The sequence below is a fragment of the Pantoea stewartii subsp. stewartii genome (genome assembly GCF_008801695.1).
GTDB classification, from domain to species: Bacteria; Pseudomonadota; Gammaproteobacteria; order Enterobacterales; family Enterobacteriaceae; genus Pantoea; species Pantoea stewartii.
The window spans coordinates 1-23,092 of the sequence record NZ_VZPF01000007.1; the positions used below are offsets into that span (position 1 = coordinate 1).

The 23,092-nt window shown below is 50.8% G+C and carries 20 protein-coding genes, 2 pseudogenes and 1 riboswitch; of the genes and pseudogenes, 13 read left to right on the forward strand and 9 right to left on the reverse strand.

Annotated features, from left to right (window positions below):
• Window positions 1–198 precede the first annotated feature (198 nt).
• The 3 genes and pseudogenes from F7Q90_RS27040 to F7Q90_RS02980 form a co-directional block, all read right to left on the reverse strand.
• Window positions 199–375: pseudogene (locus F7Q90_RS27040) on the reverse strand (transposase domain-containing protein); the annotation flags it as partial.
• Window positions 374–571 (reverse strand): annotated as a pseudogene (tnpB, locus tag F7Q90_RS02970) (IS66 family insertion sequence element accessory protein TnpB); the annotation flags it as partial. The pseudogenes F7Q90_RS27040 and tnpB, both read right to left, overlap by 2 nt.
• A gap of 468 nt (window positions 572–1,039) precedes the next feature.
• On the reverse strand, window positions 1,040–1,813 hold the full coding sequence (locus F7Q90_RS02980; RefSeq protein ID WP_006122016.1) for a YoaK family protein: 774 nt from the start codon (window positions 1,811–1,813) through the stop codon (window positions 1,040–1,042).
• Between the two features lie 334 nt (window positions 1,814–2,147).
• Between F7Q90_RS02980 and F7Q90_RS02985 the strand changes: the two genes are divergently transcribed.
• On the forward strand, window positions 2,148–2,480 hold the full coding sequence (locus F7Q90_RS02985; protein WP_006122017.1) for a hypothetical protein: 333 nt from the start codon (window positions 2,148–2,150) through the stop codon (window positions 2,478–2,480).
• A 22-nt stretch (window positions 2,481–2,502) separates the two neighbouring features.
• Window positions 2,503–2,874: a RidA family protein gene (locus tag F7Q90_RS02990; RefSeq protein ID WP_006122018.1), complete on the forward strand. Its 372-nt coding sequence runs from the start codon at window positions 2,503–2,505 to the stop codon at window positions 2,872–2,874.
• A 1,413-nt stretch (window positions 2,875–4,287) separates the two neighbouring features.
• Here F7Q90_RS02990 and F7Q90_RS02995 read toward each other — a convergent pair.
• The 4 genes from F7Q90_RS02995 to F7Q90_RS03010 form a co-directional block, all read right to left on the reverse strand.
• The gene (locus F7Q90_RS02995) at window positions 4,288–4,467 is read right to left on the reverse strand and encodes a hypothetical protein (RefSeq protein ID WP_133745716.1); all 180 of its coding nucleotides are present in this window, start codon (window positions 4,465–4,467) and stop codon (window positions 4,288–4,290) included.
• An 895-nt stretch (window positions 4,468–5,362) separates the two neighbouring features.
• Window positions 5,363–6,334 (reverse strand): ParB family protein, encoded by a 972-nt coding sequence (locus F7Q90_RS03000; protein WP_006122021.1) that lies wholly within the window; start codon window positions 6,332–6,334, stop codon window positions 5,363–5,365.
• A gap of 7 nt (window positions 6,335–6,341) precedes the next feature.
• Entirely contained in the window at window positions 6,342–7,541 is a 1,200-nt protein-coding gene (locus tag F7Q90_RS03005; protein WP_006122022.1) for an AAA family ATPase, read from the reverse strand.
• 1,704 nt (window positions 7,542–9,245) lie between these two features.
• Complete coding sequence (locus F7Q90_RS03010) at window positions 9,246–10,175, reverse strand: RepB family plasmid replication initiator protein (RefSeq protein WP_006122024.1); 930 nt, start codon at window positions 10,173–10,175, stop codon at window positions 9,246–9,248.
• Between the two features lie 459 nt (window positions 10,176–10,634).
• Here F7Q90_RS03010 and F7Q90_RS03015 point away from each other — a divergent pair, with 459 nt between their 5' ends.
• Entirely contained in the window at window positions 10,635–12,005 is a 1,371-nt protein-coding gene (locus F7Q90_RS03015) for an aldehyde dehydrogenase family protein (RefSeq protein WP_006122025.1), read from the forward strand.
• 125 nt (window positions 12,006–12,130) lie between these two features.
• On the opposite strand, the gene zigA is transcribed toward F7Q90_RS03015, so the two are convergent.
• The gene (gene zigA / locus F7Q90_RS03020; protein ID WP_006122026.1) at window positions 12,131–13,363 is read right to left on the reverse strand and encodes a zinc metallochaperone GTPase ZigA; all 1,233 of its coding nucleotides are present in this window, start codon (window positions 13,361–13,363) and stop codon (window positions 12,131–12,133) included.
• A gap of 220 nt (window positions 13,364–13,583) precedes the next feature.
• Here zigA and F7Q90_RS03025 point away from each other — a divergent pair, with 220 nt between their 5' ends.
• Genes F7Q90_RS03025 through F7Q90_RS03040 form a run of 4 tightly spaced genes read left to right on the forward strand, consistent with a single transcriptional unit; the run spans window position 13,584 to window position 18,230 of the window.
• Window positions 13,584–15,110, forward strand: a complete 1,527-nt coding sequence (locus F7Q90_RS03025; protein ID WP_006122027.1) for an ABC transporter substrate-binding protein — start codon at window positions 13,584–13,586, stop codon at window positions 15,108–15,110.
• On the forward strand, window positions 15,110–16,045 hold the full coding sequence (locus tag F7Q90_RS03030) for an ABC transporter permease (RefSeq protein ID WP_006122028.1): 936 nt from the start codon (window positions 15,110–15,112) through the stop codon (window positions 16,043–16,045). Before F7Q90_RS03025 ends, F7Q90_RS03030 begins: the two co-directional genes overlap by 1 nt.
• Window positions 16,042–16,833 carry an ABC transporter permease gene (locus F7Q90_RS03035; protein ID WP_006122029.1) on the forward strand — a complete coding sequence of 264 codons (792 nt, stop codon included), beginning with the start codon at window positions 16,042–16,044 and terminating at the stop codon, window positions 16,831–16,833. The genes F7Q90_RS03030 and F7Q90_RS03035 overlap by 4 nt, the downstream gene beginning before the upstream one ends.
• Entirely contained in the window at window positions 16,818–18,230 is a 1,413-nt protein-coding gene (locus F7Q90_RS03040) for an ABC transporter ATP-binding protein (protein WP_006122030.1), read from the forward strand. Before F7Q90_RS03035 ends, F7Q90_RS03040 begins: the two co-directional genes overlap by 16 nt.
• Before the next feature lie 12 nt (window positions 18,231–18,242).
• On the opposite strand, the gene F7Q90_RS03045 is transcribed toward F7Q90_RS03040, so the two are convergent.
• A complete protein-coding gene (locus tag F7Q90_RS03045) occupies window positions 18,243–18,791 on the reverse strand; it encodes a helix-turn-helix domain-containing protein (RefSeq protein ID WP_006122031.1) in 549 nt (182 codons plus the stop codon).
• A 102-nt stretch (window positions 18,792–18,893) separates the two neighbouring features.
• On the opposite strand from F7Q90_RS03045, the gene F7Q90_RS03050 reads away from it, so the two are divergent.
• The 6 genes from F7Q90_RS03050 (at window position 18,894) to F7Q90_RS03075 (ending at window position 23,071) form a co-directional block, all read left to right on the forward strand.
• Window positions 18,894–19,559, forward strand: coding sequence for an AzlC family ABC transporter permease (locus F7Q90_RS03050; protein ID WP_006122032.1), 666 nt, complete (start codon window positions 18,894–18,896; stop codon window positions 19,557–19,559).
• Window positions 19,556–19,876 (forward strand): AzlD domain-containing protein, encoded by a 321-nt coding sequence (locus F7Q90_RS03055; protein WP_006122033.1) that lies wholly within the window; start codon window positions 19,556–19,558, stop codon window positions 19,874–19,876. The genes F7Q90_RS03050 and F7Q90_RS03055 overlap by 4 nt, the downstream gene beginning before the upstream one ends.
• A 77-nt stretch (window positions 19,877–19,953) precedes the next feature.
• A riboswitch (TPP riboswitch) is annotated at window positions 19,954–20,073 on the forward strand.
• Between the two features lie 138 nt (window positions 20,074–20,211).
• A complete protein-coding gene (locus F7Q90_RS03060; RefSeq protein WP_006122035.1) occupies window positions 20,212–21,156 on the forward strand; it encodes an FAD-dependent oxidoreductase in 945 nt (314 codons plus the stop codon).
• On the forward strand, window positions 21,141–21,338 hold the full coding sequence (gene thiS / locus F7Q90_RS03065) for a sulfur carrier protein ThiS (protein ID WP_006122036.1): 198 nt from the start codon (window positions 21,141–21,143) through the stop codon (window positions 21,336–21,338). The genes F7Q90_RS03060 and thiS overlap by 16 nt, the downstream gene beginning before the upstream one ends.
• 2 nt (window positions 21,339–21,340) lie before the next feature.
• Window positions 21,341–22,099 carry a thiazole synthase gene (locus F7Q90_RS03070; RefSeq protein ID WP_006122037.1) on the forward strand — a complete coding sequence of 253 codons (759 nt, stop codon included), beginning with the start codon at window positions 21,341–21,343 and terminating at the stop codon, window positions 22,097–22,099.
• A 9-nt stretch (window positions 22,100–22,108) separates the two neighbouring features.
• A complete protein-coding gene (locus F7Q90_RS03075) occupies window positions 22,109–23,071 on the forward strand; it encodes a HesA/MoeB/ThiF family protein (RefSeq protein WP_006122038.1) in 963 nt (320 codons plus the stop codon).
• Window positions 23,072–23,092: the final 21 nt, after the last annotated feature.

The window sequence follows — 23,092 nt, forward strand, 5'->3', positions numbered from 1 at the left end:
GAATATTTTACGGCATTCTCCGCTAATGCTCAGGCGAATATCCCTGAAGGACGTTCTTAACAATTTAACAAGGGTTTACCACAAAATGGTGCTGGTTTATTAGCGTCAATTTGTGGGGATCCCTCAGCCCCAAAGCCACCCCATCAGAATCTGTGATAATGGAGAGGTGAAAGTGAAGAAGGTTTAAGGGCGAGAAATTTACAGAAATGTAGGCGTACAAAGAGAACCGTAATGACGAACAAGGACGACTCGGTTGGCAGGACGATGCGCCCGGTTTATCGGCCAGTCAGCAATAACGTCCAGGACATGCCGGAAATCGCTTTCAGATTCCACATCGTTCAGTTTGCACGTCCCTATCAGGCTGCACATCAGCGCCATCGCGGACTGACGGCCAGGCGAAGCGGCCGCGCTCCAGCCGTTTGGCCAGCAGGCACAGCCCGTCACTGGCAGACCACAGCCGTATGATCTGACTGCCGCTGCGGCCCGGGAAGATGAAGACGTGGCCGGACATCGGATCGTCTTTCAGCGTCGTCTGCACTTTTGTGGCGAGGCCATTGAAACCGTTACGCATGTCGGTGATACCGGCAACCAGCCAGATTTTGGTGCCTGTTGGTAACGGGATTACCGTTTGAACGCCTGTATCAGCAGGGTCAGCAGATTTTTGCTGACAGTGCCCTTGAGGCAGAGCGTTCCGTGCCGGAACGTTACCTCACAGCCAATATTAAGGGTTCCCGGGTCCTCTGCGAGTGGCTCTGACTATACGGCAGCTGCATCGAGAGTCACAGGAAGTAGCTGAGGACTCTCTGAAGAGAGTAATAGCAGCTTTCCCTCACGCTATTGTTGGTGCCATTTAAACAACAGATTGGCGTAAGTGCCATTGCAAGCGCCAGCTTTTAAATGAATTTCCCGGGTTCGCAGGGGGCAGCAACGCGCTGCTGTTTAAATTCAGGAGAATAATCAGGGCAGTCTTTACGCCTGCCGGGAGTCATATTTTTCTGCATATCTGACACTTCGGTTCCCACTACTTATTTGGTGAACATCACTTTGTCGGATGCTTCAGATTATGAGCAGACAGTTTGCGCTGTACGCTTACCTTTTTTGCATTATTCAGGGTGATTATTATGGCGCTTGTCGCGAGGGTGATAAGGAAAATACCCAATGCAATCATCGCATTAAATCCATAACCTTTAAAAAGCATTAAACCGGCGATACACCCGGACAAAAATGAAAAGACGGTGGTCAGATGGGTATGCAACTGTTTCTGTGCAAAACGTCTGTCGCAGGGTTCGGCACGAGAAACGAACGAAGAGACGTACGTGCCAAGTGCAATTCCGGCATCAGTAAGCGTACCTGTGATATGTGTTGATCGAACACGACCATTTGAGAGTTGAGTAGACGTCGCATTATGCAATCCCATCAGGAAAGCCAGCATCAATAATACTTCGCCATTATACTCAGGAGAATAAAACATTTTCTCAAACAGCGAAGCAGACGTCAGAGCAATTCCTTCAGCCAGGATAATCTGACAAAAAACCGTCCTTATTTTCCGCCTTTCTCCGGCAATGATAAATAATCTTGCCGACGTGCATCCAACAACAAACGCCATAATTAATCCAGCAAGAAAGATGAGGCTGTCAAAATCGGATGTAAAAACTTCAGTTGAAATTTGAGAGGTATTTCCACTCATATGTGACGGAAAAAAACCAAACGCGCCAAGCGCCATGGCATTAAGAATACCTGCCGTTGTCGCTAATGCCAGAGCAAGATAACGGTCTTCGGTATGTGAACGCAATTTCTTCTTTTTTATCAGCATATGATTCCCCTGTTACTGTTTTTCCGCACCATTTATGATTTCGCCTGTTGTAGATTTTTTAGCATAGTCGGTTTTAAGAAACGTAACGGTAAATACAGACTAGTCTGGACAGATAACACCCTAATTATATTGATATTTACAGTTATTTACAGGAAACGAAAAGGCGCGTAAAAATGTTAAAAATGGGTGTTCGCAGTTGATTTAATAAAACAACGAAAGACTGTTTCGCTTGTTTCCCCAGCCATGTGCTTTAACAACACTTCATGTTTATGGCAGGATACGCAACCAAACCCGTAACTGTGCAGACTGTCAGTCATATTTTTAAGGTTGTATCATGGCAAAAGTTGGTCCTAAATTTATTGTTCCTGTAATTATTGTGCTGGCTTGCCTGGCCTGGTGGCTCGTTCCGCATTATGATGCGGAAGAGGAAGCTTATTATGTATCAGTGCTCTGTGCAGTGCCTCAGCAAAATGAACATCAGATATACAATGCAATGAATAATGCTATCGAAGGCAGTAACTCTGATTATGCATTGCAAAAAATCCATTTTATCCCGGGACTGGCTAAACGTGTCATCACTGTCTGGAAAAATCTGACGCCCGACCAGCAGCAACTCGCCGCGAGTAATAACACGCAGTGCCAGCACTTGCTCACCCACAATAAATAACTGCGCAAAGGGTCACTTAATCATGCTGCAACGCAAAAACTACGCTGCGCTGGGCCAAATAACAGCGCCATATGTCCACGCCGTCAGCCATAACGGAACACTGTATGTTTCAGGCCTTACCGCCCACGGCACGACAGCAAGCCAGCGTGACATAGCAGCTCAGGCAGAAGCGATATTCGATCAGCTTGAGGTTATCGCCAGCGCTGAGCAAACGTCGTTAGAGAATTTGATAAAGGTGACCCTGTTCATTACTTCATTCACTGATATTGATGCGCTTCGTAAGGTATTGTTTAAACGCTATGGCACCGCTCTCCCAGCCAGTTCACTGGTTCAGGTTAACGCCCTCTTTGCACCTGAATTGTTAATTGAGATTGAGGCGATCATTGCACTTTAAGAAAAGTTCGCCCTGCCCTTTTCATACGTGTAATGTCACCAACGGGTAAGAACATGCTTTTCGTACAGCATGTTCTTAATGTATTTTCCATCTCCTATCCTTTTCTGACTTCACATCGTTTCAGATAAGTACGGTACACGTTTGCTCTGCACGTTGACGTGGTATTCCTCTTATGACGCCGGCTTTTATACTTTCCCCTCCTGGCTATCTGGTTTTCAGGCATGCTCAATGCGAAAGATGCTGGCTGGCTATTAATATTGCAGCGATCGCGCTTGTATTCATACTGACGAAAGCTTTTTGACATGCCATACAGATATGCCACATTGTCGTTGCGATATGAATAACAAACCGAGTGGCTGACGTTTCGCAGCTCGCTTATCAACCTGTCGCATACCTGTCATAACCAGAATTGCGGTTTATCTGCATAAGGCTTTCTCATTCAGACAAACTTGCTGGGCCTGTCAAAATGGAGCTGACTAGTGAAGTCCTATTTCGCGTGGGCCTGCGTAAAAGGGATTCATTCAGAAACCCATGACATGTGAATTTCAGCCTGAAATCGCCAAAGAGAAGCACTGATTACAGTGAATGTTTGAGTATTCACTGTAGTCAGTTCGCGTGAATAGATGACTGCGTTATTGGCACGCTTATTCTAGGAACAGATAAAAAAGACGGATAACAGCGATGCTGCGGCGATGTTAAGATCGAGGCAAGTGGCAGCTCTAAACCGCTTGATATTAAGGTCATTGAGCCGGCCTGAAAGACAAGCGCGCTGAACATGAATCACGGACAGCAATACGGGTACCGCAGGCTTGCGATATGCAGCAAGCCGCTAAAATGTCACGGTCATCTTAGCTGGACGCGCATTTTATAGTGCCGTGATTTCTTTAGTTTAACTTTTACCCGATTTCGCTTTGCGGCCTTCCGGATTATATTAATTCTGTATTTCTTCAATAACGATGCGAGTCAGTTTCAGCGTGATGAGTGGTAAAATACTGACTCAGGCGCGTAACCGCATTCACGGCTTAGCTTTTAGCGTCCGCCCGGAAAGGTTGATGACCAAATTTCAGCCTGAAATCGCCAAACTCATTTGGCTCACTGATTACAGTGAACACGTAGCAGACGTCCACTGTAATCAGTAATCAACTGCATTTTTACATATAGCCCCTCCAGGCTAAGCAAGAGATCTCATGTCATTGCCATACTCATCCCAGGCTGCGCACCGCGCCGTCAGTAAACGGCATATTCCTGACTAACAGCGGTACCAATGCGTGGCAAGTGATTCACTGTAATCTGTAGTGTGAAGCATCGGCAAGCGTCAAAGCCTGAGCAACATGCTCAGGGCACCTGAATACTGATTACAGTGAATTCAATATTAAAACCTGAGCTCCCATCGCTTTGTTCTTTTGAACATGATTAGCCGGAGCAGATGTAATAAGCCTTTCTTTGTTTTCTAAAAGTGAGATTAAAGCCAATGATGGTGTCACCTGCATTCTGGTGCCTGAAACGTTTTGCGGCCGATTCAACAGCAATGATACTGACGCAACCCGCAGGCTTAAGCGGTTTTATTGATACACCGCGAATTTGCATCATCATTCACAGCGCCTTACAGAAAACGGGGTGATATCATTTGTCTCACCTTTCCTCACTCGCTGGCCCCAGTCCTGCAGTGTGCGGGCGACTACAGGCTTCACTTTTAAAGAAAGGAGGGATGAGGGCGCTAATCAGCGTGTGAAAGAGATTCGGCCAAAATCGTGATGGTGCCATGCATTGACAACTTTGGCTTACTCATTACCAAATACTTTCCCGTTAGCACATCATCATACAGAGTGATTTATCCATCACAGCCTTAGTTATCCACTTTTTCTGTGGATAACTAAGGGATATTTTCTGTATATCGTCATTATTGATAATTTTATTGTTTATCAGATTTTCTCGCGGCAAATAAGTTTAGTGAGGATACGGTGTCAGCTCATATCGATGAGGTTTACATTGCTGGCAGTTTTAGAAAAATTTCAGGGTGAAATCGCCAAAATAAAAGCTATATAATACAAGCATATATAAGAGAAAATCGCAAATTTATCGCCGTTATAGCGTAACATCAAAGCATTCCATCACTCCTTCAAACTATCCTTTTAGTACGAACAGTCGAGAGACAGCACGAAGAGCTGATAAAAGCGTAAGCGGTTGAACAAATATCATCCATAAGATGATTATAAGACCGGATTTCTGAACGTCAGGCTTTCATTACAGTCTTACAGATCATGCACAATTTCGACCAGCACAACCAAGACCCGAAACAGAATTTCGGGCGAAATTTTACGGCAATGAGATAAAAAAGAACTTATTTTTCAATATATTAATCTCGACAATGAAGACTATTAGATGGCGATTTCAGCCTGAAATTGCGAGTGTAAATAGCAGCATAAACAAAGCAGGAAGGGAGGAAAGAAACCAGGCAAAGGCTATTTGCCTGGTCAGGGTTAGACGCTCATCGTGTCATGAATTTTTTCAGGGTTTCTGAGATCACTTTATCCAGCTCATCCTGCAGCTCTTTAGACTGGCGATTAAATTCATAACTGAACATCCTTCCTCGCGTTTTTTTACGCGCAAAACGATCTTTATCTGCGAAAGACCACAGCGCAATGGCAGTGGTTTTGTCTTTTTCGGGCTCTTTAATCAACGTCTGGCTACCCTGACGGATTAAGCGAAGAATATTATTCTTTAGCTCATCTTCAGCTAAATTTTCACGCGCTCTGACCACATCGATTTCAGCAGAAATCGCATTAATCAATGCGTCAACTGATTGCCCTGTTTCACTGAGCTTGTCTGAAGCCTGGAGCAGAGCTTTATAATCAGGATAAGTCAGTTCAGATTGATTGGGGAAAAGCGAAATCAGATCGGCAGGCACACTCGCCGCCTGTAATGCACGGGTCACTTTAGCCTGAGACAGCCCCTGATTTTCAGCTATTTCTTTTTGTGAAAGTCCGCCTTCTTTAAGCGCAAGCAAACGCATGCCGACCTCACGTAAATTATGTTCGCGCGCCGTCTGTATATCCTGAGCAAGCTTGCGTGCCTCATCTGACGTGATTGCAGCATCGGTAACCAACACATCAAGACCGGTTTTACAGTGCAACGCTGCGGCCCGTCGCCTTGAACCATCCAGTATCTCGATACGTTCGTCCTGCATGATGCCAATGGCAGGAAAAAACTGCTGGAGTTTGATGGTACGAATAATGTCGCGTAATGAATCAGGTGTAAGACCAGACTGGTCGCGACCATTGGTTTCCATATTTACGAAGGTTTTAGCAGCCACTTCGCTGGCAGGTATATGATTAAACCTGAACACGGCGCGTTTCCCCGTCGAAAGCACAAAGGTTTGTGAGGGGAGTTCAGAGGATTTTTCGGTAGTTAACGGCGTCTGGCTGAAGGTTCGACCAATCGTTATTCTTTTTGCACTCATAAAAACCTCAGTTCAGGCGAATAAATTCGATGCGGTCAAAAACCGCTTTTGCAAAATCTTCAGCGGCAGAACGCGCATTTTTTAGCGCTTCGCTGCTGCCCACATAGGTGGATGGATTAGCAGATATAACGGTGTCAAATGACTCTCCACATCGTTCAAAACCATCCAGTCGCGGAAGCGTTGCATCTAACATATCGCCGCCAAAAATTTCTTTAGCGAGACTGTGACACAGCTTATGGTCAGCTTTATTCGAGAGTTTCGACATAAAGCCGATATTTCCCTGAAGGCGACACTCTGCCCCCGATTCTTCAATGATGCCAATCAACTCAGGTAAACGCGTCAGATATTTGAGAGTAGAATGAAAATCCACCTGTGCAGGCGGCACCGGCGTCATGAGAAGATCAGAAGCAGCAATCGCGTTCTTTAAAAAGGCATCCAGATGGGGACCACTGTCGATGAAGATAAAGTCGTAATCTTTTTTGAGTTTTGAGACAACATTGTCATAAAGTACTGAATGAACATTCTGTCCTGGAAGATGCGTGGCACAGAGCTCATCCCAGCTAGATGCAATAAACGCATCATCGATGGAGGCGGGTAGCACATCCACGCCCGGAATGATGGACGATACGATAAACTCATTCACCAGCTCGTCACGGCTCACGTTCTGTAGCATGGCCTGCGCGGCCGTAGCCTCAACCAAACCGACTGAGCGTTCATGATTTAAAAACATGGTCGCTGAGGATTGTGGGTCAAGATCGATAACCAGAATGCGCAGGTCTTCATAGAGCAGGTGAGAGTGAGCGCGAAGCGCATGCGCCAGAGAAACTGTCGAAACGGTCTTAGATACGCCGCCTTTTAAATTTCCGACAAACAACGTAAAGGCTTCAGGATGGCGATCACGGTATTTCGGTACGCCGCGATGGTGATAGATATCAATGATATTCTGTATGGACATGGCGTATTTGACCGAACTTCCCGCAGCACGCTTATCAAACTGGTAGCCACTTTCTTCCATCTCATTGACAGCATAATCCACACTGGCGCGGGTTAATTTTGGCAGTTTAGCCAGCGCAGCCTTCGCATAAATCTGGTAATAACTGTTTTCCTGTAACTCAAGCTTTTGCGCCTGAATTTGTTCAGTAAGGCTCAATAGCATCCGTTCAGAACGCTGAGCAACTTTCATGACCTGACTGTCATCGTTAGCCATACTTACTCCAGATATGTAGGATTTACGACTTTATACCTAAATCCTGCACATCGGGCAAGAATTTATCTTATAAACGCTATCCTGTGTTTAATGCTGAACTTATGATTTATGTGACGCTATACACATAATTTACTGTAATAAGCATCTGCGATGCGTTCAGAGGTGGACTATACAGGAGGATGAACTTAATCCGTCTCGCCCACACAGCTGGACAAAGATACCGTGAGGCTATCTTCGCTCGGTTTATACAGGAAAAGTAGAACGTCAGTACGTACAACGAGAAGCGAACATTCACTGTAATCAGTAAAGCCCGCCGATCACATGGGCGCAAAACTGCGTAGCAAAGGGTCAGCAGCTACTGCGCTTGTGGCGTCACTGCTGGCGGATGTATTTAACGGGCATCTGACCAGCAGGTGCCTTTTAACCTGTATTCGTTCACTGTAATCAGTAAAAGATTCACTGTATTCAGTAGCGGATGAGCGCCGAGCGTGTGGCCAGAATCAGGATGACAGACAGCTAAAACAGCACAGCAGGTGATTCAGCATCAATATCTATTACTCAGACTCAGCGGGGGCGTTCTGGACCCATCCTGTGTTCACTGAAGCAAGCTGTGTCTCAATGCTAACTCTCTAAAAATCTGACAGAGCGAACATATACATCCGCAATGTTCACTATAATCAGTATCCCTTCCAGTTGCCTGCAGATGAAAAGCCTGACCACAGAGATGCCGCTATTTGCCACACGACTTGCTTCTGTCGCAACAGATGTGGAAAGGCATCGACTAAAACATTCACTGTAATCAGTAAGTGATGCCGGGCCAGCTTTAAGGCCGGACCTGGCGATAAAGGCGTAGCGATACAGACCGTGACGAGCCTTTAGCGAAAAATAAACAGGGAAGGGGAATGACGTAAACATTCACTGTAATCAGTAGGAGAAACCCCATACCAGCGTGGCAGTCTTTGTTGTCGGGTAGAGAAGTCCGGAAGAGGCTTCATCAGCCCGGTCCCCTGAATATTCACTGTAATCAGTAACACTTGCAGCCTTCAGAAGGAGAAAATGCTCATGGCATCAGGCTGGAAAGGCTATAAGAATGATACATTTCCCAGTAACATTCACTGTAATCAGCAGGAACCTCGTGACGAACAGAGGACAGATTCACTGGAATCAGTAAATGCATTTTGTCGGCTTAACCCGTCATAACATTCACTGTAATCAGTGTTCCACTAACCCTGTCACTTTTTTAGTGTGATTGTTCATTAATGCCAACGTGTTCAACCCTGCGTTGTCTAACCCAAAAAAATACAAATAAAATCAATTAATTAATAACAATATTCACTATAATCAGTTATATCATTCTCCACAAACGTTCACTGTAATCAGTGAAAGGCAGGGCGCGAATAAACGCAGCCAGTATTCACTGTAATCAGCAAGGCGAGGCAAAAAAGGATAAGCAGAAAATTAATAAAATAATAGTAAGCGCACACTTACTTGTAAGTCATTGAAATATTATTAAAATAAAATCAGATGGCAGACGTTCCAACAGCATAACTTCAGCGGCGTTACTGACTATAGTGAATGCCGCTGATTACAGTGAATGATTGTAGGTAAGGAGTGAAAGAAGTATATGAACTGGCGTGCAGTGTCACTTTTTAGTTAAAAGTGACACTGCAACGCAAAACTTACTGATTACAGTAAATGTGCGCGCTATTCTTCAAATTCAATGTCTTCAAGGGTATCAATGCCTTCAAGATTGCCGATACCATCCAGTTTAGGCGTCCTGCTGTGGATAATGAAAAACACAGAGCGTCCGCGTTTGACTTCAGAATAGTCGAGATAGCCAATCTCTTTAAGCTGCTCCATTGCGCGTCGCACAACGTGGTTCTGCGTCGTAATTTTAGATCCTAAATTCAGGCGCATACGCAGGCGTGCCAGTGATATAGGCGCAGGGTTGGTGGGAAGGCTCTCAAGGAACGTATAGAGCGCCTGAGCCGATTCTTTACGTTTCAGACGGGAGATGGCGCGTAGCTGAAGTAAAACCTTGTGATCGAAGTTATAGAGCTCAAAAAGCTTGGGATCAGCTTGTATGCGAACAATATCTTTTTCACGATCATAGTAGGCAGACTGAACAAGGTGCGTGTGATAGGCCTTACCGTTTCCTTCAAATGACAGGGTATTGGTCGCAATTCGCCGTAGGGATGCATCAAGCCGCTTACGTAAGGCAGCAGAAGAGTTTGCTGAAGGTATTCCACACATTTTAACGAAATCGATAAAGGGCAGCGTGACCGTATCGCCCTGAGTAGGATAACGCGAAAAAGACTGGATGATGCCTGCCCATGTCTTGAAATCATTATCCATATCCAGCCTGGCACCGGTGATGGTAATCTTTTCATACCCTTCCGCTTTCACCAGCGAGAGGTTTTTAAGTTCTTTCGTCGCATCCGTGGACGCCATCGCGCCTGAAATCCCGCGCGCGGTGGATTTAAGGGTTGGTACAAACAGTCCCAGTCGCATCAAGGCAACAGGCTGAACAGTGTTATTTTTATTGGGATGAAGCTGAATAACTTCACCGCTGTTTTTAGTCACAGACAGAAAAGGCTCTAGTAACGCTTTGTTTTCACTATCTTTATCTGCCATGGGATAAGATCTTCATTCTGTGGATGAAAAGGATCGTTTTCTGATTACAGTGAACATTAGCACTGATTATAGTGAACTTTCTACAGTGTGTAGTGAATAAAGTACTGATTACAGTGAATAGTTTGCTGATTACAGTGAACACCAACCCCCTCTCAGCCCTTGTGTGGTGCGGCCTGCAGCGATCGGGGATCTCTTTGGATCTATTATGGATCTCTCTATGATCGTTATATAGGAACTATTCACTGTATAAGTGGATAACTCAGCGAGAACAGATCATAGTGATGTTTCTCTGAATAGCGTTTTTTTTAAAAACGATAAGGTAACTGCCACCCGTCCCGGACAAACGCACTCACTTGTACCTTCATTTTTCAGAAACAAGTTCATCACTATTATTCATTTTTCATCAGTATTACTACGGCGTATGGTGACAGAATTTCGTCATTACTAAGGATCACGATCATGACTGACTTTGCCATTTCCCGTAATCCAACAACGGGTGAAATTCTTGCAAAATATCCAATGCAAACCGCTTCTGAACTGGAGCAGACGTTAGACTCAAGTGCCAAGGCCAGTAAAGCGTGGCGGCAAAGCAGCATGGACATGCGTGTCAACGTACTTCGTCAACTGAGCGAACAACTTCGCCAGCGTGAGCCAGAACTGACGCGAATGATAACCCTGGAAATGGGTAAACCTGTTGCACAGGCAAGAGCAGAGATCCTGAAATGTGCCAGTTTGTGTGACTGGTACGCTGAATTTGGCCCTGCCATGCTGCAAGACCAACCCTCACAGATTCCCGATGCGTGGCAGTCATTCCGGCCAATCGGGACTATTCTGGCGGTAATGCCCTGGAATTTCCCCTTCTGGCAGGTTCTGCGCGGTGCTGTAGGGATGCTGCTGGCGGGTAACACTTATCTGCTTAAACACGCCCCTAATGTCATGGGAAGCGCAATGCTGATGGCAGAGCTGTTCGATGCTACAGATCTGCCTGAAGGCGGTTTTAACCTGATAAACGTCGATAACGAAGGCGTTTCAACCGCAATCCGGGATGATCGCATCGCAGCGGTTGCAGTAACAGGCAGCGTCCGGGCGGGTGCCGCTATAGCTGCCCAGGCGGGTGCGGCGCTGAAAAAAACCGTGCTGGAGTTAGGTGGTTCAGATCCTTTCATCGTGCTGGCTGATGCTGATCTTGATGAAGCCGTTAAATCCGCAGTCACAGGCCGTTTCCAGAACACCGGGCAGGTTTGTATGGCAGCGAAACGCTTTATCGTTGAAGCGCCGATTGCGGAAGCGTTTGAAATGCGTTTTGTTGAAGCCGTTAAGGCGCTTAAAATCGGCGATCCGCTGGATGAACAAACGTACATTGGCCCAATGGCCCGTTACGATCTCCGCGATGAACTGGATGAACAGGTCAAAGCGAGTCTGCGTCAAGGTGCACGTCTGGTGTTAGGTGGCGAAAAAATAGCAGGGCAGGGCAATTATTATGCACCGACGATCCTGTCTGATGTAACAAGTGACATGACAGCCTTCAGGCAAGAGCTTTTTGGGCCTGTCGCCGCTATCGCAGTCGCCCGTGATGCGGATCATGCGCTGGAAATCGCTAATAACAGCGAATTCGGACTCAGTGCAACGGTATGGACGAACAACACCGATCGTGCTGAGCAGATGACGGCAAACCTCGAAGTGGGTGCTGTATTTATTAATGGCAATGGTGCATCCGATCCACGCGTGACTATCGGTGGCGTGAAGAAGAGCGGCTATGGTCGTGAGTTATCGCACTTTGGCGTCCATGAGTTCTGTAATATTCAGACAGTCTGGAAAAACCGGCGCTAACCAGTATTTTCTTATCCCCTGAGTCTACCGGCGCAGCAGTGCGCCGGCTTACTGTCTTTTCCCATCGGATAACAACATTGATTTCTGCCTGACACAAAACAGGATCCTTTGCAGAAAAACATCCGTTACGATTCAGCGTTATCGAACCAGCCGGGCAGGGGATCGGAAAGCGTCACCCAGTATCCCGGCCCCGCCGCCATTTCCTGAGGGGTTAACAATGCGTGATCAAGCGCAGCACGCACTGTCGTTTCATCCATATCAATGCCGATAAAAACCAGTTCCTGTCGTGCATCGCCCGTCCCGTCTATCCAGTTGTCGGTAATAAACGCGAGGGATTCACTGTCCTGTGGCCATTTATCACGCGGGATACTGGCCCACCAGCTGCCTGCATAGCCATGCCGGGCTATCGCACCCGCCTGAGACCACGACGCTGCATATTCAGGACGGCTGGCCAGCCAGAAATAACCTTTCGAACGGATCACCCCCTCAAGCTGATGATTAACCGCATGCCAGAATCGTTCAGGATGAAACGGACGTCTTGCGCGATAGACAAAGCTACGAATACCGTACTCTTCTGTTTCTGGCTGATGCTCGCCGCGAAGTTCTTTTAGCCAGCCTGGTGCCTGAGCGGCCTGGTCAAAGTCAAACAGGCCGGTATCCAGTACCTGATCGAGCGGAACATTACCAAAATGGCTGGTGATAATGCGCGCCCGTGGATTCAACCTGTGCAGCATCGCTTTGAGCGTACGTTGATCCTCATGGCTGATAAGATCGGTTTTGTTCACAATCAAAACATCGCAAAATTCAATCTGATCGATCAGCAAATCCACAACCGAGCGCTCATCCTCTTCGCCCAGTGATTCGCCACGCGCCTGTAAGGAGTCCAGTGAACGGTAGTCACGAAGAAAGTTATAACCATCCACAACAGTGATCATGGTATCCAGCCTTGCCACCGTCGACAGGCTTTCACCTTCTTCATCGGCAAAGGTAAACGTTTCAGCAACGGGCAGCGGTTCGGAAATGCCGGTTGATTCAATGACCAGATGGTCGAAACGATCTTCCGACGCCAGCCGTTTCACCTCCAGCAAAAGATCCTCACGTAGTGTGCAACAGATGCAGCCGTTGCTCATTTCCACCAGCTTTTCATCCGTACGAGACAGTGCCGCACCGCCATTACGTACTAAGGCTGCATCAATGTTGACTTCCGACATGTCATTGACAATCACGGCGATGCGCCTGCCTTCACGGTTATTGAGGATATGGTTGAGAAGGGTGGTTTTGCCTGCCCCGAGAAAGCCGGACAGCACGGAAACGGGCAAACGTTTGTCTGTGGGCGATGAAAGAGAGTGGCCTGACATGAAGTGATCCTTAAATGGCGAATATATTATGTTATAACATAACAAAATGGAGGCCATTTTCAATATGCTTTGTTGGACTCAGGGTTTCCATTTCTTTGCTGTTAAGACTGAAAGCGAACAGGCTGATGCGACTGGCTGAGCGTTAAACGGGTTCATATTTTAATTGTTATGTTATAACATAATTAATTCTGGGAAACATTATGTGGTAAACAGACATATCATGACACAATTCAAATACTGGTTTTTCGGTACGCTTACTGGCCTGCTGTTTGCGTCATTAAGTGCTTACGCCGATCGCAATCAGCCCGTTCGCATTGCCGCACCTTTCGAGATTAAAGGTCCCGATCCCGCCCTTTCAGGCGACATTCTGCTTCGTATGGATGTGGTCGAAACGCTGGTGGAAACGGATGAGAAAGGCAAGGCGGTACCCGCGTTAGCCGAAAGCTGGGACATTTCGCCTGATGGGCTACAATGGCGTTTTACGCTGCGGAGCAACGCCCATTTTCATGATGGATCGCCTGTTACTGCTGAGAGCGTCGTAAAATCGCTGAATACCGCCCGCAGTAAGCCAGGTTTACTCGACAAGGCACCCATTACGTCGGTCAGCGGAGAAGATCGGCGTGTGACGGTCACGCTGAGCGAGCCTTTCACGCCGCTGCTGGCGGTGCTGGCTGAAAGCCGTTCGCAAATCCTCGCGCTGAGTTCCTGGGACGATACCAATACCATTACGCGCGTCATCGGCAGTGGCCCTTTCCAGCTCGTCAGTTTCCAGCCACCTCAGTCACTGAGTGTAAAACGGTTTGAAGGATACTGGGGAGAGAAACCCAGCATTGAACGTGCCCGTTATTTGTCCGCGGGTCGGGCCGAAACGCGCGCATTACTTGCAGAAAGTGGTGATGCGGATTACGTCTTTAATCTGGACGCCGCCAGCCGTCAGCGCTTGTCACACAAAAGTTCACTACAGGTGCTTACCGTTTCCGTACCCCGTACGGTGATGCTGAAGCTGAACGTCGCTCATCCGTTCCTGAAGGAACAAACCACGCGCGAAGCGCTCAGCCTGGCGATCAATCGGAATGCGCTGTCTGCGGCCATATTACGCTATCCCGGTGCGGCAACACAGATGTTCCCGCCCTCTATGGCCGGGTGGCACAACGCGTCTTTACAGCCTCTGGATTATGCTCCTCAGCGTGCCGCCGCCTTACTGGCACAGTCCGGATGGATATCCGGCCGGGACGGCATGTTAACCCGCGCTGGCCAGCGCTTTACCCTCACGCTGCTGACATATCCCGATCGCCCCGAGCTGCCCTTAATCGCCATGGTCATTCAGCAACAACTGCGAGAGGTCGGGATCGAGGTCATCATTAATTCAACCAATTCCAGTGAGATACCCGCGCGTCACCATGATGGCAGCCTGCAAATGGCGCTCTATGCCCGTAATTTCGCCCTGACGCCGGATCCTGGCGGCACGCTACTTCAGGATTACGGTTCGCAGGGAGGTGACTGGGGCGCAATGAACTGGCACGACAACGCGTTTGATAAGGCGCTCAGCACGCTTTCACGTAGCAACGATCCTGATCAACGACAGCAGGCAAGAGCGGTCATCACCGCCGCATTACAGCGTGATTTACCGGTTATTCCGGTTGCCTGGTACCAGCAGTCAGCAGCAGCAAACGCGAAGCTCGCCGCCATAAAACTGGATCCCTTTGAACGCCATTTTGGCCTGCGTGAAATGAAATGGGTGGAATAATGCTTAAACAACTCGTCTGGCGTTTGGGTCAGGCTGCCTTTGTGATTTTTGCCGTCGGTATTTTAACGTTCGTTTTAGTACAGGCGTTACCGGGCGATATGGCGTGGCGCATTGCGTCGGGACGATATGGTTATGACCGGGTCGACCTGGCGGCGGTTACCCGCGTGCAGCAACAGCTGACGGACTTTTCCGCTCAGGGAAATGCACTATGGCACTGGATGTGGGATCTGCTGCGCTTCGATTTCGGGCGATCTCTCGTCTCAGGGGAGCCGGTCAGCAGTGAGCTGGGCTGGCAGTTAACACAAACCCTTGCTCTGGCCGGTGTAGCACTGCTGATGATGTTGATTCTCATTATTCCTGCGGGGGGCTGGGCAGGATGTCGGCCGGGCGGTGTTGTTGATCGGCTCATTAACGTGCTGGCACCCACGTTTAAATCGATTCCACATTTTGCCCTGGGTTTACTTCTGATTATGTTGTTTTCGCTGCGCCTGAACTGGCTACCCAGTGCGGGGCATGGGGAAGGGCAACATTTCATCCTCCCGGCGCTGACGCTGGCATTAACGCTGAGCGCGGTAGGGGCGCGTGTTGTCCGTGAGGCAACCTGTCAGGCAGTGAAAGCAGGCTGGTATCGCTGGGGAGCGCAAAAGGGCCTTTCCGCGCCGCACCTGTTTTTGCGACATGGTTTGCGCAATCTCAGTGTCCCTGTCGTCACCTGGATCGGCATGCAGTTCGTCTGGTTAGTGGAAGGTGTGGTGGTGATCGAAACTCTTTTTGCCTGGCCAGGTGTCGGACACGCGCTGGTACATGCGATTTTTGCCCGGGATGTTCCGGTGATTCAGGCCAGTGCGGTGGTACTGGGATTGACCTTTGTCACCTTAAATATGCTTGTTGATGGCGTGTGTTATGTCCTGGATCCCCGAGGTAAACGCGTATGACGTACCGCCAAAAAACGGGGCTGGTGATAATTTTAACCTTGCTGGCCTTTGCATGGCTGATGCCGTTGTTGAATCAGAACGATCCCCTGCAGCTGGATTTGTTACAGATGTTAACGCCGCCCTCGGGTAACGCGTGGCTGGGTTATGACCATTTAGGGCGTTCGATGCTGGCGCGCCTGAGTGCGGCGCTGCGATTGTCGCTGGGGCTGGCGGCCCTGTGTGTGATTACAGCAATGCTCATGGGGCTGCTGGCGGGAATAGCCAGCGCCTGGTACGGCGGATGGGTCGATCGACTTTTCGGTATGCTGGCCGACATGTGTCTGGCGCTGCCGGGCCTGCTGTTAGTCCTGCTGCTCGCCGCAATCGCACCTGACGCGCCGCTCATGTTATGGCTGGGACTTTCACTGGTACTGTGGGTGGAATTTTTCCGTGTGACGCGCGCCACGCTGCGGCCTGTGGTCATGTCGCCAGCCGTTCAGTCATCTTCACTGCTTGGCTTCTCCATTGTTTATCTCTTTCGCCGACATCTTTGGCCGGCCCTGTCTCCGTTATTGCTGACACTGACCGTCTATGCATTCAGCAATGCCATTATGGCCGTATCGGCGCTGGGATTTATCAGTGTTGGCGTACGTCCACCCACACCTGAGCTGGGCCTGATGATGACGGAGCTGTTCCCCTATGCCTGGGAAGCGCCCTGGCTATTACTGCAGCCTGTGGTTGTGCTGTTTATCCTGCTGGTGGGGCTGAATTTGTTGGTCAACAAGGAGCGCAAATGGCAAGCATCGTAATCAAACAGGTCGCCGTCTTCGCGGATACCTGCATTCTTGAGCCTGTAAGTCTGAGCATCCATCCCGGCAGGCCCGTCACCTTCATTGGTGAGACAGGATCGGGAAAAAGTCTGTTTGCGCAGGCCATTTTCGGCGCCTTACCCGACGGACTGCGGGCTGAAGGAACGGTAGTCATTGACGGGCAGCAATATAATCTGCGAACCGATCTGACAGCACTCCGTGCGCTGTGGGGACACCGTATTGCCGCTCTACCTCAGGAGCCCTTGCTGGCGCTTGATCCGACGATGCGTGTGAAAGGCCAGACAGAAGAGGGTTATCGGTACATACAGGGGTACACGCGTCAGGGCGCGCAGCAGGCGGCAGGTTTGGCGCTGGACTCGCTGGGGCTGGCCCACGCGGCAGAGCGTTTCCCCTGGCAGCTTTCCGGTGGAATGGCCCAACGGGTGTGCTTTGCCGCTGCGCGGGCGGGCGGTGCCACTCTGCTTATCGCGGATGAACCGACGAAAGGACTGGATGTGGCGCGACGGGACGAAATTGGTGACATGCTCAACCTGGCCGTAGCCCGCGGCGAAGCCTTGCTGACCATCACCCATGATATCGCGCTGGCCAGGCAGTTAGGCGGTGACATTGTCGTGATGCATAAGGGAAAGGTGATTGAGCAGGGCAATGCCACGCAAGTCCTGAATGCGCCGCAGAAGGCTTATACGAAACAGTTGCTGGCCGCCGAACCCCATGCCTGGCCACCGGCCACGTTGTTGCCCTGTGATGACACCCTCGTATTACGGGCCGAAGGGCTTACTCTGAAACGCGCCGGGAAAACGTTGTTCCGCAATGTAAATTTATGCTTTCGCGCCGGTGAAATCGTTGGGCTTTATGGTGAGAGCGGCAGTGGCAAAAGCAGCCTGGGAGATACGCTATCGGGCTTGATTAAGCCTGATAAGGGAACGATAACCCGACCGGGCAGGTTTCATCCGTTGCGTTATCAAAAACTGTACCAGGATCCTTCTGCGGTTTTTCCACCGGATATCACTATGGCCCAGATCATCGACGATCTGCTGCAGCGCCACACAATTCCGGTGAGGCGACGTGATGAGCGGATGCGCCAATTGGGGCTCGGACAGGCGTTGTTACACCGTCCGGCTTCAGGATTGTCAGGCGGTGAGCTTCAGCGGTTTTCGCTGCTTCGGGCGATGTTGCTGAATCCCGTGTTCCTGTTTGCCGATGAACCCACGTCGCGTCTCGATCCTGTGGTTCAGCAACAGACGCTGGCCTTACTGACTGATCTGGCCATGCAGCAACGCTGCGCCATTCTGCTGGTCAGTCATGATCTCACGCTACTTGAAAGGAGTGCACATCGGGTCATTTCCCTTGATGCGATTAGCCTGCCTGATGACTGAGGCAGAGCACCCTCAGATGTGCTCCATGACCAGCACGGCCAGCGTATCCGGCTCCAGCGCTCGAAAAATATGTTCAGTGTCGCCGGGATAGCTGATGTAGTCGCCCGGTGCCAGTTCGACGGGCGAGTCTGTGGGCCCGACCAGCGCGCGTCCCTGAGTCAAGATGAGATGCTCAATGGTGTTTGGCGAGTGCGGTTGCGAGCGGCGCTCGCTGCCGGGCTGTATGTGTAGCAGATAGATATCCCGTCGCGCGCCGGGCGGACAGGTTGCCAGCAGGACGGCTTTATAATCCGCCTGCTCGGCGGCAACGGCAGGGCCTTCACCGCGACGAATAACCTGCAGGCGGTTCGCTTCCGGCTCCATCAGGCGGGCAAACGGAATATTCAGGGCAACGCAAAGTGACCACAACGTCTCAATGCCAGGATTACCGTTCCCCGCCTCAAGTTGAGAAAGGGTCGACTTTGCTATGCCAGCCCGACGCGCGACTTCTGCGAGAGTCAGTCCTGCCCGCTGGCGCTCTCTGACTAAACTGCTGGCGATAATATCAATGGGTGTACTCATCCTGCATCCTGTTCGTTATGGCGAACGTATCGTTCATCTTGTAATGCTGCTGCGGTCCGTTCATTATAATGGGTATATCGTTCGTTATGGGATTTAATCGTGATGCTGGATAAAAAAGGGACGCTGGACAAGGGCGTGATAAAAGCCATTTTCCTTGTCTGTCTTGCCGATGGCATTGTTGGCCTGTCATATGGTTCGCTCGCTCTTGCAGAAGGTTTTCCGTTTTGGGTGCCGCTGGCGTTATCGACGCTGGTGCTGGCGGGGGCGTCTGAATTCCTGTTTATCGGTATCGTGGCGGGCGGTGGCAGTCCTCTCACGGCGGCAGCGGCGGGGCTGTTGGTCAATGCGCGTCATCTTCCTTTTGGTATCACTGTCAAGGATTTGGTCGGTCAGGGCAGACGGGGTCTGCTAGGATGCCACATCATGAATGATGAAAGTGTCGTGTTTGGCATTTCCCAGCCTACGCTGGCGCAACGTCGCCAGGCATTCTGGATATGCGGCATCAGTATTGGCGTAATCTGGCCTGTGACCGTAATGGCTGGCGCGGCGATAGGGCAGTTTATTCCGAATGTGTCTGCTATCGGCCTGGATGCGGTCTTTCCCGCGATCCTGATTGCGCTAATCTTTCCTGCCTTACGCAAAGCGCGCACCCGCATTCCTGCTATGACTGGTGCGTTTTTGTCGCTGGTGGTCACGCCTTTCGTACCTGCCGGTATGCCCGTATTGTTTTCCTTGCTTGGCCTCTTTACATGGAGATCGCGCAAATGAATCACGCCATGATTATTGCAGGTATTGCGTTGCTGGCTGCTGGCACCTACGCCATCCGTTTCGCGGGTGTTAAACTCGGCAATCGTCTGCCCGTCAGTGAACGAACCCAAAATATGTTATCCGATGCTGCCACTGTACTGCTGCTTGCGGTTGCGGCAACCACCACGCTGTTTGAAGGCCAGCATTTTGCAGGGATGGCCAGAGTGCTGGGCGTCGGGTTTGCCCTGTTCCTTGCCTGGCGTAGAGCTCCGCTGATTTTCATTATTCTGGGCGCGGCCTGCATGACGGCGTTGTTGCGCTACATGGGTGTACCCTGAATGCGCTATTTATCTTGCCGGACCCGGCGATAAATTGCGTGTCAGCCTTGACGAACAGCGTCGCTTAAAATACAACTAGAACCCGTCAGGGGAGTCTCGCCAGAGAGACTGAGAGGCTAATAGCGCCATGCGCGGCTTAGCGACCCTTAGAACCTGACCCAGTTGATACTGGCGTAGGAAGACGGGCATCTGCGCATCGCGTAGATGCTTGCCGCAGAGCCTGTTTCTGTCAGGCTTGTGCTTTTTCCCTTCTTGTATCGCGGGTCTCTGAGAGCTAACAGAGAGGCCAATGTGACTATCCTTATTCCGTTTTTACCCCATCAGGATGGCGGACAATGAGCCGCTGGTCAGTGCTGGGCAGCGGTGTATCCGGACTCTGTATCGCGACGTTACTGGCCGAACACGGCGAGAAGGTTGAAGTCATTACGCAACCGAATTGTCAGGCGGCGTCCTACTGGGCTGGCGGCATGCTGGCACCCTGGTGTGAGGCAGAAAGTGCGCCTCAGCAGGTCGTTGAATGGGGACAGCACGCTGCAGCGTGGTGGGCAGCCCGCGTAAGTGGCGTTGAACAGCAGGGCACACTCGTACTCGCGCCACCGCGTGACAGCGCCGAACTTACCCGGTTTGCCAGCATGACCCTAGCGCATCAGTGGGTTGCGCCAGGTGACATCGAACCCGCGCTGGAAAACCGCTTCGCCCGGGGATTATTTTTCCCGGCTGAAGCGCATCTCGATCCGCGTCAGGCAATGCAACAGTTACGTGCACGTCTGGTCAGCGCGGGCGTCAGTATTCACGCTGGCAAGCCCAGCGGACGCATTATTGATTGCCGCGGTATTCATGCGCGTGAGGCACAGCCAGCCTTGCGTGCGGTGCGGGGCGAAATGCTAATACTGCAAACGGATGAGATCACGTTTTCCCGACCTTTACGCCTGCTGCATCCCCGTTTTCCTTGCTATCTGGTTCCCCGGGCGCAGGGGCACTTTATGCTCGGGGCCACCATGGTTGAGAGTCAGGATACCAGCCCCATCAGCGCGCGCGCCATGATGGAGCTGCTGAGCGCTGCTTACAGCATTCATCCTGCGCTTGCCGAAGCGCGCATTATCGAAAGCGGGACGGGGTTACGTCCTGCTTATCACGACAACCTCCCCGACGTGCGTTATGAAAACGGTGTCTTTTCCATTAACGGTATGTATCGCCATGGCTTTTTGCTGGCACCGGTTATGGCCGAAAAGCTCATGCATCAACTTGCAACAGAGAGACTACTATGCGAATCGAACTAAATGGTCGTGCTATCGAGACGAAAGCCGGGACGCTTGCGGAGTTGTTAGAAGAGCAGGGCATTGACGCTGGCTGTGTGGCCAGTGCCCTCGATGGAACCTTTGTTCCCAGAGAGCGCTATGCCTCACAGTTGCTTGAGGCCAACTGCCGTCTGGAAGTGCTGTCGCCAATGCAGGGAGGTTGATCATGTTTTACGACTACAAGGGCGACTCCCGTTTTTTACTGGGTACGGCCGGTTATCCCTCACCGGATATTCTTCAGCAGGCTGTTGTGGCCTCCGGTGCGGATATCATCACGGTCAGTCTGCGTCGGGAAGGGAATCAGGGTGGGGCCTTTCGCGATTTACTGAATACGCTGAATAAGCGCGTGTTACCCAATACAGCGGGTTGCCATACCGTCAGGGAAGCCGTCACGACGGCGCATATGGCGCGCGAACTGTTTGCCACGCCATGGATCAAACTGGAAGTGATCGGGCACGCGGATACCCTGCAACCGGATCCTTTCGCCCTTGTGGAGGCCGCCCGTATTTTATGTGCCGAAGGTTTTCATGTTTTTCCTTACACCACAGAAGATCTGATTGTGGGCGAAAAACTGCTGGAAGCGGGCTGTCAGGTGCTGATGCCCTGGGGCGCGCCCATTGGCTCGGGGCAGGGGCTACGCAATATTGACGGTTTACGCACCATGCGTGCCTGGTTTAAAGACGTTCCGCTGATCATTGACGCAGGGATCGGTGCTCCCAGCCAGGCGGCGCAGGCGATGGAGCTGGGCTTTGATGCCGTGTTGCTGAATACCGCCGTCGCGAAATCCCACGATCCGGTACGCATGGCGGGAGCGTTTGCCAGTGCCATTCAGTCAGGACATCAGGCGCGGTTGGCCGGCATGATGGAACGTCGGGATATGGCGGTCGCCTCCACGCCCGTTTTTGGTCTGGCGCAGTTCAGTTAAGGAGCGAAAATGTCGCGATATCAACGACAGACTATGTTGCCCGAAGTCGGTGATGAGGGGCAGCAGGCGCTGGCTGCAGCCCGCGTTCTGGTCGTGGGCGCGGGTGGACTCGCGTCAACCCTGTTGCCCCTGCTCGCAGGTGCCGGCGTGGGCTATATTCGGCTGTATGATCATGATGTCGTGACGCTGCATAATTTGCATCGCCAGACGTTGTTTACCGTTGCCGACATTGGCGAGCCCAAGGTTTTCTGCGCGCAGCGTGCGCTGGCGCAACGCAATCCTGACATACTCATCGAGCCGCATGTTGATGCCCTGCGTGCCAGCATTATCGATACGGCAATGACAGGGATTGATTTGGTCATTGACGCCGCAGACAATTTTGCAGTGACCTATCTGCTCTCCGACAACTGCTATGCCCGACGAATTCCCCTAGTGAGTGCCTCAGTGCTGGGAAGACAAGGCTATGTTGGCGGATTCTGCGGCGGAGCGCCCAGCTATCGCGCGCTGTTTCCCCGTTTACCCAAAGCATCAGGCAACTGCAACACTGCGGGGGTTTTAGGCCCGGCGGTCGCCACCTTAGGCGCAATGCAGGCTCAGATGGCGCTCAGCATACTGCTAACGCTGTCGCCGTCACCGTTAGGGTGCATGATTAACTGTGATTTTGTGTCATGGCAACTGCGTCAGTTCCGCTTTGACGCGGCACCGGAACCGGAAAAACCCGGGATTCCGTTTATTGATCCTGCCTTGTTGACGCCAGACGACTGCGTGGTGGAGCTACGTGGGATGGATGAAGCCCCCGTGAGCGTCAGCACGAATGCTGAGAGGCTACTGCCACAGGATATTGCCTGCTGGCAGCCGCCCGCGGATAAGCGCATTGTTCTGGTCTGCGCCAGCGGCATGCGTGCCGCTCAGGCCGCGCAGGCACTGGAGGCGCGTGGCTGTGAGCGGCTGGCCATCATCGCCGACCGCTAAATCTGACGGAAAAGCAGGCTT